This window comes from Falseniella ignava CCUG 37419 (assembly GCF_000301055.1).
Classification (GTDB): Bacteria; Bacillota; Bacilli; order Lactobacillales; family Aerococcaceae; genus Falseniella; species Falseniella ignava.
This window is the reverse complement of the sequence record NZ_JH932301.1, coordinates 220742-235838: the sequence shown is the minus strand read 5'-3', so window position 1 is coordinate 235838 and position 15097 is coordinate 220742. Positions and strand designations below refer to the sequence as shown.

Genomic DNA, 15097 nt, shown 5'->3' with positions numbered 1-15097 from the left:
AACAATCTACTCCGCTCTGTCTATATTCTTCCCTTTTCGCTGGCGTAACTTTCTGAAAAAATAACTTAATTTATCTCCGCATTCTTCTGCAAGAACTCCGGAGATAACTTCAACTTGATGATTAAAGCGATCATCTTGCAATAAATTCATCAAGGTCCCTGCACACCCCGCTTTCAGGTCTGAGGCCCCATACACTACTGTCTGAATTCGGGAATTAATTAAGGCACCGGCGCACATTGGACAAGGTTCTAACGTGACATACATCGTCGCGCCTTCTAAACGCCATGCTTGTTGGTGGCGGTTAGCATCTTCAATTGCTTGAATTTCCGCATGTCCCGTTGCTTGATGTTGTGTTTCTCGGACATTATATCCTCTACCAATAATTTGTTGGTCTTTGACAATAATGGCGCCAATCGGAACTTCATTCAATTGCTCTGCTTTATCCGCTTCCTCCAACGCTTGTCGCATCCATCGTTCGTGAATTCCTTGTAGCGACGCTTCTTCCTTTTCCATTTTGCACCTCCCGCTGTTTTCACAAAAAAAGACCTCGACAAAGCGAGGCCTTCAATTAAAAATTCTCTAATTAGTTAATCCAGTCGTTGACAGCATCTGTCACATCGTCGCCTAAATCGCGAGCACGATCTACAATCGCATTGAATACATCGGACCCTTTATTATAAGCGCGATTTGCTCCTTTAGAAGCTCCATTTGCCATCGCTAAAATTGCATTAACTTCACGATCTGGTAAATGATCGATTGCACTTATAATCGCATCGCTACCACCTAAGTGATTACGAACATATAATTTCGCACGTTCACGATTGACTAGTGCTTTCGCACCTTCACGAGCATCATCATTTAACACTAAAAATGCTGCGCCTGCTACTAATGCTGCGCCCGCTAAAACCCACAGTTTGTTTGAATTATTTTGACTCATTTTATTTCCTCCTCGATATTTTATTAGCTACTCTTATTATAACACATCTTGTTTCATCTCAGAAATAATTTGATGTGATAATTCTCTTTGCAAAGTTTGTTCGTCAAGCCGCTACTTCAAGTGTACCTTCGCCACTAACGCATTTGCTTGAACTTGACCGTCTGCTATCCATTCAATATGATCAACTACGGTATCTGAATTGGTAAAGACAACGATCATCGCATTATTCTTACCTGCATTGTCTAAAGCCACTAAATCAACCGTGGCTACTTGTGTACTTGATGTTACCGATTGATTTTCTTGAACAGATATATCAAACGGTTCTCCATTCAATTCGACCGTATCAATCCCCATATGCAACAAGACATCTAGACCGTCTGATTCGATTCCTAACGCATGTTGTGTTGGGAACACACTGACTACTTTACCCGTAACTGGGCTATAAATTGCGGCTGAGTCGGGTAGAATCGCAAACCCATCGCCCATCATTTTCTTCGAAAATACTGGGTCTTCCACTTGATCGATTGGAACAAATTGTCCTGGTGCAACAGCATAGATTTCAACCACTTTATTCTTTGGCTCTGTTTTCTTTTTGAAAAAATTGAACATCGTACGCCTCCTTATATAATTCACTTAATATTGTTAACTTAACTTTTATTATAACAAAAATCTTATCAATTGAATAATCATACGGCATGATTTTTTGATATTTGATATAATAAAACTATCAATCGTTGGAGGTTTCCTTATGCTCGTTCCATGCATTACATCAAGTTATGAAACATACTTTATAAATTATATTCCCCGTCTAAATCGACTCACTGAAATCCTCACTCAATATAACCAGTCCGTCTCCAGATCTAAACAATTTGATATCACATTAATTCAACCAATGATACGCGATTACTCACTTAATCATCAACGCTACCAATCATTGGCACTTCGTGCACTAAAAGGCGAAAAGGTTGCTACTGATAATCATTGGGACAATTTTATTACGCTAGCCATTATGCTCGAACACGTCTTAGAAGTTTATCAACAACAACAATTGTCGCTCGATATTTTTCACCAAACCATTTCGGATCTCTTTTTAAGATTCAATCAATCGAATCCAAGAGGTATTACGTCAGCTGATTTCCCGTGGTTAATGCAAATTTTTAAGTTTCGTATCTTTAAATTGGGCGAATTACAATTTGAATTCACCCATTTCAGGCCGGAAACATTGCCAGATAATACTGTATTTCGTTCAGACTTTCCGAGTTATTTACTACCAAAGGACCCAATTATTAGTGTCCATATTATGGAAGGAAGCCGTATCCATCCGAATCAGATTCGCCATGAATTCGACCTTGCTCGTGAATTTAAAGCTCGGTATTTCCCCGAATTAACCATCCATTATTTTTATTGTTATTCTTGGCTGCTCTACCCAAATAATGCTCAATTTATGGCGCCGACTAGCAACATCCTTGCCTTTATGCGACTCTTTGAGATTATTGCACAAGCCAACTGGCCAAATATGAGTATCGAGCGTATTTTCGGAGACGCTTATATTGAAGCAATCGATCAACCACTGCCACAACAAACCTCATTGCAAAAAGCTGCCAGTCAACATCTCGACCAATTAGGCGTTGGGGTGGGCGTTATTGCTTATTAACCGATAAAAAAAGTCCACTGCTCACCACAGTGGACTTTGTCATTCATTAACCATTTTTTATTGGGTATTGGTCGGGAGCTTGGAGGTGTGCTGGGTAGTATTTTGCCCAACTGCCATCAAAGAGAATCACATCTTCATAACCGAGCTCTTTCAACAAGAAGAAGCCGGTTGAAGCACGGAAACCTGATCCACAGTGAATAACTAGTGGACGGTCTAGGCAAATACCCTCTTCTTGCCAACGATCTTCAAAATTCTCCGGATGTTGAATATGATACGTTTCGGTAAATAAACTTTCGTCGCCCGCATAAACAGCGCCTTTAATCTCCCCAGCTGCTTGTTCACTTTGTCCTTGGTATTCTTTCAAACTTCGGAAGCTTACAGCTAATCGATCGGTCTGTTGCTGACGCAGCGCTTGATATGCTTCAGGTGTTTGAACAATAGCGACTCGACGGGTTTTAGGTGGATTCTCCCATGGCACCGACGTCACAGCAACTTCATCCGACTCAACGTCATAGCCCCCATCGAGCCAATCTTGGTAGCCTCCATCTAAAATATAAATTTGTTCCATACCCAGAAGATAGGCAACAAACGCAGTCTTGGCTGCCATATGCATTCCAGGAACCGATGAACTACCATAGAAGACAACAGGTTGATCGTAACGGATCCCTTGTTGCTCAAAGACTTCTTGTAAAACTTCAAGGGGTGGTAAATATTCTGGACGAGGTCCAAATTGTGTAAAGTCAAATAAGCTTGCACCCGGAATATGCCCAGCCAAATAATCAGCTCGGCTACGTCCGTTCGGCCCGGGTTGAACTGGATCATATACTTCTACAACTTGAATTTCAAGACCCTCATGTAACTGCTGAGCTAACCATTCACTTGTAACATAGTGGCGCGCATTCTCTTTCTGCCACCGCTTCTTTCCTACCATCGCGACTTCCTCCTTAAATAATTTTTTATTTTCAATTATCTTGGATCTCCTTGTTGAATTGGGAATCGCTCTGGATCTGCTTCATGCGCTAAGTACCATCGATACCAACTGCCATCGTACAGTCGTAAGTGTTGATATCCCAATTCTTTCATTATAAAGAAACACGTCGAAGCACGCCAGCTCGTACCGCAATATAAAATCAAATTATCTTCTGGCTCGATTCCCCATGCCTCCCACGAAGGCTGATATTCCTTAGGATTCGCTACATAACCTTGTTCGTTCGTTAAAAAATCATCTCCACCGTAAAGAGCGCCTTTTATTTCACCAACCCCTTTGTTCCAAGCATGACCCTGATTCGATCCGATATACTCATTCCAACTGCGAACACTGACTAATTTTGCCTCAGGTTCTGCCTGACAAAGTTGAACAACCTCTTCAGGCGTCTGAACTAATAATTCTGGATACTTAGGCACCGAGCGCCCGAATGCGACTTGAGGTAAGGTAACTTCCCCAACTTCAATGGGATAATCACCACGTTCCCACGCCTGCCAACCACCGTCTAATAAATAAACGGATTCCACTCCTAAATAATAGGCCACCAGTGCCATTCGACTCGCAATATACATAATATCTCGCGCATAAAAAGAGTAAAATACGACCGGTGTATCGTAACGAATCCCCTTTTGCTCGAAGACTTTCGCCATCGCTTCCGCTGAAGGAAAGTACCCCTTGAATTCTCCTAATTCATCGGTCGATAAATGAATCGCTCCAGGGATGTGACCTTCTAAATAATGCTTACGAGTTCGCACTTGATCCAACTGGTAAGCTGCATCATCACGAGTGACTTCGACGACAACAACCTCATCCAGATGTTCGGCTAGCCATGTTGCATCAACAAAGAACTTCGGATGCACCTTCCGCTGTGAATCCATTAACCTTGAATCGGCTCCAGGTTGTGAACGGTTGTAATTTTGCTTCATTAATTCTTCATGTGACAAATTCATCGATTCTCCCCCTTCTAAATATCCTCGGCATCATTATACCGTTTTTAGCGGCAATATGCTTTTTTCTTGACTACAATATTTTTCACAAAATGAGTTCACGCTCATGAATATTTCACTTTAATTTTAGCGCTTTCTTTGTGAAAATTTACAGCTCTATGGTAACATGAAATTGGCTGTTTGTGAATTCACGAACTAGCGAAGTGTTAGTTAAAGGAGGAAACCTGTTGAAGAAATACGTTCTCAAGCGTCTTGCTCTAGGACTTTTTACCATTATATTGACTTTTGTCCTGACCTTTTTCTTAATTCGATTAGCTCCGGGGGATCCCATTAAACTACTTGCCGGAAGAGAAAATCCGAACCAACAAATGATTGAAAAGATTCGGATGGAGTATGGTTTAAATCATCCTCTCCACATCCAATTTTGGCATTATTTACGCAATTTATTACGTGGAGATTTAGGTTTTTCGTATAAGAACAACGTGAGTGTCTGGTCGATTCTATCCTCACGCCTTAAACCGACACTTATTTTAACATTATCATCGACTATTTTGTCTGCATTGATCGGCACGGCGCTGGGGATTTATTCCGTTCGCAAAGACAACCGGACACTTGATCGGACCTTAATCAATATTTCTTACTTCATTGATGCAATTCCGAGCTACTGGCTTGGGATGGTCTTAATTATTATTTTCGCCTCTCTCTTAGGATGGTTCCCAACCTCTGGGATGCAAAATGTCCGGATGCGCTATACTGGAATGCGACGCGCCTTGGATATTGGTTACCATATGGTACTGCCAGTCCTAACAATTGTTATTATTCAAGTTCCAATCTATTTTCGTGTCGTACGTACTTCGATTTTGAATGTGATTGGAGATGACTATATTCAGCTCTTCCGAGCCGCTGGCATGCAAGACAATCATATCTTTAATCGTTATGTCTTAAAAAATGCTGCCTCGCCAGTCATTGTTCTTTTCGGTTCGTCACTGGCTTTTACACTCAGTGGGGTCTCACTGATTGAAATTATCTTCGGTTGGCCGGGCATGGGGCGATTAATCATCGATTCAATCAATGTTCGAGATTATATGATATTGAATGGGATTTATTTAATTATCTCGATTTCAGTCATTATTTTTATGATTTTAATTGATATCGTGCAAGCGATGGTTGACCCAAGAATTAGAATGAGGTGATTCAACTGAAAAAATGGACACGTATAAAGCGACAAATCAATCAATCAACCGAGCTCAAAGTAGGACTTTTTTTCTTGCTGATTTTAGTTTTGATTGCAATTTTTGCCGATGTTATTGCTACACATGATCCGACCTTTTTGAATGATGACTTACTCGCACCCCCTTCTAGGACTTATTTATTCGGAACGGATGCATTAGGACGTGACCTATTCAGCATGGTCATTTTAGGTACACGGACCTCTTTATCCATTGGCTTAATTGCTGCCTTAATCTCGAATCTATTAGGAATTATTATCGGAGCCATTGCTGGATATTACGGCGGATGGTTTGACCGACTTATCGCGGAAGTCATCAACGTATTTATGATGGTCCCAACTTTCTTCCTTATCATTATTGTTGTAGCCTTGTATGGCTCTAGTATTCTAAATATTATTTTAGTAATTGCGCTGACGAGTTGGACGGGCGCTGCTCGCATGATGCGCTCGCAAGTGATTGCCCTTAAAGAACGCACCTTTATTAAAAGTTTGATTACCTTGGGTGAATCTGATTGGCGAATTATTACACGTCATATCGTACCCAATGGTATCTATCCAATTATTACCAGTGCCGCTAGCTCGGTATCCGGTGCGATTCTCTACGAATCAGCCCTTTCTTTCTTAGGATTGGGTGACCCTTTACAACCTAGTTGGGGACGGATTGTCTATAATGGTAAATCCTACTTAACCCGAGCTTGGTGGGTCGCTCTGTTTGGTGGATTGTTCCTAGTTATTACCGTCTACGCTTTTCACTTAATTGCCGAAGGCTTCAATCAAATATCTAATCCACTGAGACAGGAGGAGTTATAAATGAGTTTACTGCAAATTCAAAATTTAAATGTCTCATACCTTCAAGATCAAGGTGAAAATCAAGTCATTCATGATGTCTCACTGACTTTAGATAAAAATACCACTTACGGCATTATTGGCGAATCTGGTAGCGGAAAAACAACATTGATGAACGCCGTTCTCCGATTATTAAACCCTAAACAAACCCGTGTGAGTGGCAGTGTACTTTTTAATTCGGTGGATTTATTATCGATGGAACCCGAAGCTTTGAATCGGATTCGCTGGGAAGAAATTTCTGTCGTCTTCCAAAATTCAATGAACATTTTAAGCCCGGTACATCGCATCGAACAACAATTACGCGATATTTACTTAACGCACCGGCCACATACGCCAAAGGATGCTATCGATCAACGAATTATCGACTTATTTACTTTACTCCATCTCGATCCAATTGTAAGGAAACATTATCCACACGAACTCTCTGGCGGGATGAAACAACGCGTCTCGATTGCGATGAGCTTATTGTTCGAGCCACAACTGATGGTTCTCGACGAAGCAACCACCGCACTCGATGCGATTACCCAAAATCGTATCCTCGACGAACTTAAAAAGCTTCAACTGGATTACGACAATACAAAGTTGATTATTACTCACGATTTATCCGTTGTTCGGCAAATTTGTGAAGAAGTATTTATTCTAAAAGATGGGCGGTTAGTTGAAGCAGGACCTGTTGAACAAGTCTTTCATAACCCTACCCACCCTTATACACAGCAACTTGTGGCCGATTACCAACGACTGATTCAGTAGGAGGATTCGATGCAACCAATTATTCAAGTAACTAATTTAACGAAAATCTTTACCGACAAGATTCATCATCATCAAATTAAAGCAGTCGATCAGTTAAATTTTTCCATCCATCCGCAACAAAAAGTAGGCATCATTGGGGAGTCTGGCAGCGGCAAGACAACCCTGTTAAACTTGCTAGTCGCCTTAGATCAAGCAGATGACGGCGCGATTGAAATTGATCAAAAATCACTTTCTGATTGGCTGAAACATCGCAAAGCCTTTCGACGCAAAATCCAAATGATCTATCAAAACCCTTACGAGGTCTTTGACCGGCGTCAGACCATCCAAGAAATTTTAATGCAACCTTTGCGAATTCACCAAATTGGGAACTCCCAAAAGGAGCGCTTAGCGATCATTGACCAAGCCTTGGCAGGTTCAGGTTTCACGCCGACGGATCATTACTTATCACGCTATCCACATGAATTATCTGGCGGACAGCTACAGCGAATTTCTATTTTACGTAGCTTACTCATTCGTCCCGATATTATCGTAGCCGATGAGCCGGTATCGATGCTGGATGTATCCATTCGCGCCAGTGTCTTAGAGATGTTACTCGATGCGCACCAAGCCCAACAAAATACCATGATTATCGTAAGCCACGATATTTTAAGCTTACGTAATATCGTGGACCGCTTATTTATTATGTATCACGGCCAAATTATCGAAGATATTCCTGCGCATCAATTATTAACAGAAGCACGCCACCCGTATACCCAAGTGCTAATCTCAAATGCCCATGGCAAGGAGGTGACAAATGAAGCCTTAGATCGCATGATCCATGCTTTCAACCAGAACTATGGCCAACACGAAAGTACGGAAATGATTGAGATTAGTCCGAATCATTACTTAAATTGTTCTGTCGAATAGATTTATTAGAAAGGAATTACTATGCAAAAGATTAAAAAACTCATCGTAACACTCTTATGTGTGTTCCCTTTAATCAATACGATGGCAATGGGCTCAGTTCAAGCTCAAGACCCAGTAGAAGGTGGAACGCTCGTCGTATCAACCGCTGCTGAACCTGAGACATATAATCCTAATGCTGCCCCAAACAACGCAGCTAAAGTTGTCATCGAAAACGTCATGAATAAACTCTTGAAAATTAACGGTTACAGCGAAATCGTTCCAGATATTGCAGAGAGTTATGAATTTTCAGAAGATGGCTTAAACTTAACATTCCACTTAATACCCGACGTTAAATGGCACGATGGCGAGCCTTTCTCTGCTGAAGACGTTAAATGGACGTTTGATCAAATCTTAAGTGAAGAAGGATTTGCAGCAAGTTCATTAGCTGACATTGAAGAAGTCGAAGTGATCGATGAAAACACCGTTAACTTCAAACTATCTGAACCGAATGCAGGCATTTTAAGCGCTATCGCATGGCACGGAACGCAAATTATGCCAAAACATATTTATGAAGGAACAGATTGGTTAGATAACGAAGCCAATCAACATCCGATCGGTACAGGTCCATTCAAATTCAAAGAGCATATTCCCGGAGACTACCTAGTCCTTGAAAAGAACGAAGAATATTTCAAAGAAGGACCTTACTTAGATGAAGTGGTTGTCCGCTTTATTCCGGATGGCGATGTAGCATACCAAGCTTTCTTAAATGGCGAAACCGATGAAAACCGTAACGGTGTACCGGCAGATGAAATCCCAACGATGGAAGAAAATGAAGATTACGTTGTGACCGATATCTCCTTCCCAAATATGGGGAACATCGTCTTCAATATGAAGGACGGAATTTTCACCGATAAAAAATTACGTGAAGCCGTACTTTACGCGATTGATCGTCAAGATATGTTAGAGAAAAACTACCGTGGTAATGGATCCATTGCAGAATACTATATTCCTTACCAATATGCTTGGGCATTAAATGAAGACGCGAAAGTTCCAGAACGTGACGTTGAACGTGCACGCGAACTCATTGAAGAAGCTGGTTATGAATTAAATGAAGATGGCTACTACTTTGAAACAACCATCGATACCTATCCAGGATGGGATAACTTTGTTCCAATCTTAGCGCAACAACTCGAAGAGGTTGGCATTAAGTTAAACCACAACTCAATGGATGATGGTTCATATGACGAAAAAGTCTTAGAACAACAAGACTTCGAATTAACAATGCACCAAGGATACATTGGACCGGACATCTCTGCTTTAGCTTATAAATACGGAACCGGCCAAGCAATGAACTACGGCATTTATAGTTCTGAAACGATGGATGCATTACTTGAAGAAGGAAATCGTGAAGTCGATCCAGAAAAACGCGCTGAAATCTACCGTGAAATCCAAGCACTCTTAGCTGAAGAATTACCAACCATTCCAACTTGGAACTGGGGTGCAAAATTAGTTACTAAAGCTTATGTGAAAGGACACCCAATGGCAGATCAAGACAGCCGTAAAATTAACGGTGAAATTGAATTTACCAATGTGTGGTTGGATAATACCAATGAATAAGTCCTGATTTAAATTCTGCATACTTCAGGCGAAGTATGAACTTGACGAAAGATAAACCCTCTCAACGGAATCAAACCGAAGAGAGGGTTTTGCATTGTTCTAAGACCGCTTTAGTGTATGTCCATTAAGCGTGATATTTGGTATAATTAACTCTCAGTAGATTATAAAGGAGTTCTTGATTCTATGAGCACACTTAATCCGCAAGATGTTTTTCTTCGCTTACTCGTGACTGTTTTATGCGTTAGCTTAATTGGTTTTGACCGTGAGCGCAGTGGCCGTTCCGCTGGACTTCGAACGCACTTGATTGTAGCAGTCAGCGCTTGCATGATTACTTTGATCCAACTGGAACTCACTGAAAGTGTAATTGAGTTTAATCGTGCACATCCAGACTTACTTGGCATTATCAGTTCAGACCCATCCCGATTAATTGCACAAATTGTCAGTGGCATCGGGTTCCTCGGCGCTGGAACCATTATTATCAATCGCAATGCGACCGTAACGGGACTAACTACAGCCGCAACCCTTTGGGGTAGTGCAGCCTTAGGGATTGGAGCAGGTCTTGGATACTTTATCATTGTGATATCAAGTACAATTGTAATGTTATTTATTTTAATTGCGATCAATCTGATGCTTACCGATCGTTCCTATGTCTTAGATATTTACTTTAATGAACCACGTTCGAAGTTGAAAGATTTACACGATATTATCGACCGCAATCATTTGAAAGTCAAAGATATTATTATCTCAACAAATAGCGGCAGTTATCACTATCAATTTAAGATGACTGGAGATCGGCGTAAGATTGATGTCGAAGCTATCACACGCACAATTTGGGATGAAGTGGCAAACGTTAAGAGTGTCACCTTTGTCTAATTTAGCGATTCAGCTAGGATATTGTCCTAGCTTTTTTATATTAATCATCTACTTGCCTATCGCATTCATAATATTTTGAAGGAGTTGAACCCTATGAAATACTCAAACCCTTATTACCGAAAAATTAAAAATACTTACCCACTCCTTGTTTCATGCCAACATTGCAAACAAGCCATTGCTCTGTATCAAAAGGGAGGGCGCGGCAACCTTATTAAGCTGCAAGTCCCACGAATTATTGAAGCTGAATTCGACCTGACAAATCTTGCAAACGCCCTGCTCTGTCCGAATTGCCAGCAACAACTTGGCTCGTTAGCCGATTATCGTGGGAACCCAACTTACTTTTTGTTGCGAGGGATGACGCATAGTAAACGGATACGGTGAAAATAAAAATAGACACCAAAAAAGCAAGGGATGTTTCCGCATCCCTTGCTTAATACATGTTGCAAAAATGAACTTGAATAGTTTGATGACTCAATCCATTCAACATTCTTAGTTTTGCGATAATGCGGGGCTACCGCTACAATTATTGATACGCCATTTGATCGATTGGCTCAATTAAGCATGCTACTCAATACACCAATAATCAAAAAAACGTTAAGCAAAAGCTCGACGTCTGATTAAAAATAATTTCCGTGTCTTTTGCCCACAAGCTAGGAGCTCCTTGATAAGTTGTTTGGGCAACAACCCATCAGAGTGATAGACTTCTTCAACCTATCCCCAGTGCAGTTTAGTGCACTTCGGCCAATAATCCTTTCAAGCTGGCGCTTTACTTATATTATCAGCAACCTCACCCTAGTTTGTTCATCTAATTGTTACTTCATCATAGTATGGTTTGTATTTCTTGTCAAGTTAGCCTGGCGCCATACCGCAGTATAGGTAATCATGGCTCCAGGCTAACTTTATTTTTCAACTACTCATTTTGTCCATCTCGAGGCAGAAATGTCTGAAGTAATGGCACCATTAAACTCGCCACAAATCCCCCCGCAAACCCGTTATTATAAAGGTTCAATCCACCGTGGACAATTCCCACATTCGATGCAATCGCCTTATGGAGCATTCCTGCCAAAATACCTACCATAAAGCCATATTCTCCACTAATCGGGGCGATGGTCGTACCGAACAACCCAATCAATAATGACGTTGTATTCGATGTACCATACATATTCAACATCGATATCATCATCACACCAAGGAAAATCGGCAAGCAATTTTTCGGGTGTTTACCAAAAGCACCAAAAGCGATGACGGTTAAAATTCCTCCGATTAGAGGACCGTTAATGATGCCACCATTTATTTTGACATAGGCTAGACATAACCATGCCAAGACCCCCATATTGATTAAGACAATGCCTTTACCATAGTCTTGAACATAATCAGAGGATGTTTTCCCAGTTCGAGTAAGCAATTCCCGGTACCCCCGCCAGCCTCGATTCTCGACCAGACCATAGACGGTTAAGAACAGCCCCAATATCGCGACAAAGGTCGTCGCTATAGTATCATTTTCTAAATATAGATGGCTAACACTATCCACTGGTAAATCGAACATGCGCAGGGCTCCTCGCAAGGCTAAGCCAATCACACCAATTGTAAACCCGATGTTATACAAATTATAACCTTTGTGAAAGTTCAACATATGTCCCGCTAATGGAATCACAATCATTCCAATTAGAATCCCCACAATGGTTGCAGCAGGTATTGAAATCCATAAGGGGCACTCGAGCCCCAAAGCGATATAGCTGACCGCCGGCGAAATCCCTGTCACAAAGCACGCCACATGAACTTGTTGAGAAAATGAAATGCCTTGGTATTTCGTATAAAGATACACGCCGATAATTAATGGGATGGAGTTGAGAATATGCTTACCGAAAAATCCAAAACCTAAAACTGTTAAGAGTCCCGCAATTAAGATCCCCGTTAATTCGGATTTTAAATAATGGGCCAGCGCGACCATCATTAAATAAACTAACGCGCTATTGACAAAGGCAGCACCCACCCCACCAATCAACATATAATCACTGATCAATTGACTTGGAGACAGCGTAATTTGCCATAGTCCTTGTAGAATACTAGCCCCATCTTGCGCAAAGAATCCCGTCACAAGTACCATAATGCCTAATAAATAAAAATCTAAATAACGAAATGATGATTGCTCAACTTGGTTCATACTTCCACTCCTTCTTAGCTGTCCCTCTATTATACGTTGCCTTAAGTATCGTGTAAATAGACCGGTAATCGCCTGAGGGATTTGTGCTATAATATTTAAAAATTCCGACATACGAGGAGTAGACAGATGGAAGCCATTCTTATTGATCAAGCCTTAAGACTCGTTCCTTATTATCCCTGCCCTGAAGTAACCCTCGAGTGGTATCAAAATCCACAATTATGCTTACAAGTGGATCATACTACCACCCCCTATACACTCGAAGTCCTTGAAAAGATGTATCACTATTTATCGACCCACGGCCGGTGTTATTATATTAAATATTTGGGGCAACTCGCTGGAGATATTACTCTGCTAGATAACGGTGAATTGTGCATCGTCGTCGCTCCTGAATTCCAAAATCAACACCTTGGACGACGGAGTGTTCAAGCAATCCTTGAATTAGCTGATTATTGTGGTTTTGATGAAGTTCATGCCAATGTTTATCGCTTCAACCACCAAAGTCAGCGAATGTTCGAAGCCATTGGCTTTGAACGTGTTGCCGAGGAGTGGTATCAGTATCGGTTGGATTAGGACTAGATCAAATGATTTTCAATCACTTGTTGCTGATAATCGAATGTCTTCAGCTGTAAATAATAGGCGGCACTATCCGCCAATGCTTGACCTGGGGTTAGCCCGATAATTTCACTACTTAATATCGAAACACCGTATCGTTTTGCTTCAAGTTTGATGCATTCGAACACTCGGTAGAGTGGTAACTTTTGCGTATCTGTCATATTCATTGAGACTTGTGCGATTTGCTGGTCCTCAAGCATCACGCCAATCGCTTTACAGTGCTTAAAGCCCCCACTCGAACCCCGGACACTGCGCGCTATTTCTTGAGCAATCGACAAATCCGCCGTATTTAGATTTACATTGAAAGCCACCAGTGGCTGACGGACACCGATGGCCGTCACTCCTGCTGTAGGGTGAGGTGCACTCGGTCCATAATCGGGCTGCCACTCCGTTTGTTGTAATTTATTCGCCATTGCTTCGAATTCCCCTTTTCGGATTCGCGCTAAATTTCGGCGTGCTGGCACTGACGCTGCCGCTTCATATAGGAAAATGGGGAGTGCAAGCCCTTCGGATGCTCGCTGTCCAATACGCTTAGCGACTTCAACGCATTCTTCCGTTGTAATTCCTTTCAGTGGAATCAGCGGGCAGACATCCATCGCACCCATCCGCGGATGCTCACCTTGATGTGCGGTTAAATCAATTTGCTCCACCGCATAACGCATCAATCGTACTGCAATTTCCTCGATGCCCGCCGGATTGCCAATCAAAGTAACCACCGTTCGATGATGACTTTCATCGGATGATGCATCGATTAACGTAACCCCTTCTACCGATTGCGCCACATCTAGTAACCCTTCAATAACTTTTGCGTCGCGCCCCTCACTAAAATTCGGCACACACTGAATTAACTGACCCATCTCGTCCCTCCATCACTTTTTTCTCTCCTTGAGTGTAGCATATTCCTTCTAATAACCAAATGCGTTACAATTAAAGTAGCACGCTACTTCAATGTATAGCGTAAAATAGAATGAGGTGTGTATATGAAAATTGGAGTCCTATCCGATACGCATGGTTCCTATATCCAAACGAAAAAAGCGTTAGAAGCCTTGGGTGATTGCGATTATCTCCTACACTTAGGTGATGTGCTGTATCACGGTCCGCGCAATCCAGTCTATGCGACTTATGAACCAGCTAAGTTAGCTGAATTTTTAGTAGGGCGTGACATTACTTTTATTAAAGGAAATTGCGACGCTGATGTGGATAGCATGGTTACGCAACAAGATTTGTCGAACAAGGAAGCATTGCTTCGTTGGGGTGACGTGGTCATTTATGCTGTCCATGGTTACGAGGAGACTCTTGAGGATCGACTTGACCGTGCTAAATCACTCGGTGCCAATACGGTCCTATTTGGTCACAGCCATATCAAGTCCATCGAGCAAATCGATCGACTAACCGTAATCAACCCTGGATCGACCACTTTGCCAAAGGATGGCAGTTGCTCATGCGCTCTCTACGAAAACGGCCAATGGTCACTCATTTCATTAAGCGATGCAGAGTAGAAACCACTGTGTTTCTACTCTTATTTTGTTTTACTTGATTCTGCGGGAGTTTTAATGAGGGTAATTGTTCAGCTCTGCTCTTTCAGTTGAACAAACTTGG

General features: G+C 41.7%; 17 protein-coding genes and 1 riboswitch. Of the genes, 10 read left to right on the top strand and 7 right to left on the bottom strand.

The genetic code is table 11. The annotated features are described in order from the left end of the window. Positions 1-6 precede the first annotated feature (6 nt). The 3 genes from tadA to HMPREF9707_RS05310 all read right to left on the bottom strand — a co-directional run bounded on the left by tadA (position 7) and on the right by HMPREF9707_RS05310 (position 1546). Positions 7-513, bottom strand: a complete 507-nt coding sequence (tadA, locus tag HMPREF9707_RS05320; RefSeq protein WP_006701669.1) for a tRNA adenosine(34) deaminase TadA — start codon at positions 511-513, stop codon at positions 7-9. A gap of 70 nt (positions 514-583) precedes the next feature. Continuing rightward, a complete protein-coding gene (locus HMPREF9707_RS08510; protein WP_006701668.1) occupies positions 584-937 on the bottom strand; it encodes a hypothetical protein in 354 nt (117 codons plus the stop codon). A gap of 111 nt (positions 938-1048) precedes the next feature. Next, complete coding sequence (locus HMPREF9707_RS05310; RefSeq protein ID WP_006701667.1) at positions 1049-1546, bottom strand: PTS sugar transporter subunit IIA; 498 nt, start codon at positions 1544-1546, stop codon at positions 1049-1051. A 139-nt stretch (positions 1547-1685) separates the two neighbouring features. Here HMPREF9707_RS05310 and HMPREF9707_RS05305 point away from each other — a divergent pair, with 139 nt between their 5' ends. Beyond that, the gene (locus HMPREF9707_RS05305; protein ID WP_006701666.1) at positions 1686-2591 is read left to right on the top strand and encodes a hypothetical protein; all 906 of its coding nucleotides are present in this window, start codon (positions 1686-1688) and stop codon (positions 2589-2591) included. Between the two features lie 46 nt (positions 2592-2637). On the opposite strand, the gene HMPREF9707_RS05300 is transcribed toward HMPREF9707_RS05305, so the two are convergent. Then, positions 2638-3522 carry a sulfurtransferase gene (locus HMPREF9707_RS05300; RefSeq protein ID WP_006701665.1) on the bottom strand — a complete coding sequence of 295 codons (885 nt, stop codon included), beginning with the start codon at positions 3520-3522 and terminating at the stop codon, positions 2638-2640. A gap of 35 nt (positions 3523-3557) precedes the next feature. After that, positions 3558-4526 carry a sulfurtransferase gene (locus HMPREF9707_RS05295; protein ID WP_006701664.1) on the bottom strand — a complete coding sequence of 323 codons (969 nt, stop codon included), beginning with the start codon at positions 4524-4526 and terminating at the stop codon, positions 3558-3560. 224 nt (positions 4527-4750) lie between these two features. On the opposite strand from HMPREF9707_RS05295, the gene HMPREF9707_RS05290 reads away from it, so the two are divergent. The 7 genes from HMPREF9707_RS05290 (at position 4751) to HMPREF9707_RS05260 (ending at position 11103) form a co-directional block, all read left to right on the top strand. Continuing rightward, entirely contained in the window at positions 4751-5716 is a 966-nt protein-coding gene (locus HMPREF9707_RS05290; RefSeq protein ID WP_006701663.1) for an ABC transporter permease, read from the top strand. Next, a complete protein-coding gene (locus tag HMPREF9707_RS05285; protein WP_006701662.1) occupies positions 5713-6561 on the top strand; it encodes an ABC transporter permease in 849 nt (282 codons plus the stop codon). Before HMPREF9707_RS05290 ends, HMPREF9707_RS05285 begins: the two co-directional genes overlap by 4 nt. Further along, positions 6562-7347: an ABC transporter ATP-binding protein gene (locus HMPREF9707_RS05280; protein WP_006701661.1), complete on the top strand. Its 786-nt coding sequence runs from the start codon at positions 6562-6564 to the stop codon at positions 7345-7347. Positions 7348-7356: 9 nt separating this feature from the next. Beyond that, a complete protein-coding gene (locus HMPREF9707_RS05275; protein WP_006701660.1) occupies positions 7357-8253 on the top strand; it encodes an ABC transporter ATP-binding protein in 897 nt (298 codons plus the stop codon). Positions 8254-8274: 21 nt separating this feature from the next. Then, positions 8275-9849: an ABC transporter substrate-binding protein gene (locus HMPREF9707_RS05270; protein WP_006701659.1), complete on the top strand. Its 1575-nt coding sequence runs from the start codon at positions 8275-8277 to the stop codon at positions 9847-9849. 183 nt (positions 9850-10032) lie between these two features. Further along, complete coding sequence (locus HMPREF9707_RS05265; RefSeq protein WP_006701658.1) at positions 10033-10722, top strand: MgtC/SapB family protein; 690 nt, start codon at positions 10033-10035, stop codon at positions 10720-10722. A 93-nt stretch (positions 10723-10815) separates the two neighbouring features. Next, positions 10816-11103, top strand: coding sequence for a hypothetical protein (locus HMPREF9707_RS05260; protein WP_006701657.1), 288 nt, complete (start codon positions 10816-10818; stop codon positions 11101-11103). Positions 11104-11368: 265 nt separating this feature from the next. Continuing rightward, positions 11369-11521: riboswitch (Lysine riboswitch) on the bottom strand. 111 nt (positions 11522-11632) lie between these two features. Here HMPREF9707_RS05260 and HMPREF9707_RS05255 read toward each other — a convergent pair. Further along, on the bottom strand, positions 11633-12886 hold the full coding sequence (locus tag HMPREF9707_RS05255) for a DUF1576 domain-containing protein (protein ID WP_006701656.1): 1254 nt from the start codon (positions 12884-12886) through the stop codon (positions 11633-11635). A gap of 126 nt (positions 12887-13012) precedes the next feature. On the opposite strand from HMPREF9707_RS05255, the gene HMPREF9707_RS05250 reads away from it, so the two are divergent. Then, positions 13013-13456 (top strand): GNAT family N-acetyltransferase, encoded by a 444-nt coding sequence (locus tag HMPREF9707_RS05250; protein WP_006701655.1) that lies wholly within the window; start codon positions 13013-13015, stop codon positions 13454-13456. Positions 13457-13458: 2 nt separating this feature from the next. On the opposite strand, the gene ftcD is transcribed toward HMPREF9707_RS05250, so the two are convergent. Then, positions 13459-14355, bottom strand: coding sequence for a glutamate formimidoyltransferase (gene ftcD, locus HMPREF9707_RS05245; RefSeq protein ID WP_006701654.1), 897 nt, complete (start codon positions 14353-14355; stop codon positions 13459-13461). A 123-nt stretch (positions 14356-14478) separates the two neighbouring features. Here ftcD and yfcE point away from each other — a divergent pair, with 123 nt between their 5' ends. Then, positions 14479-14997 (top strand): phosphodiesterase, encoded by a 519-nt coding sequence (gene yfcE / locus HMPREF9707_RS05240; protein WP_006701653.1) that lies wholly within the window; start codon positions 14479-14481, stop codon positions 14995-14997. The last annotated feature ends 100 nt before the right edge of the window (positions 14998-15097 follow it).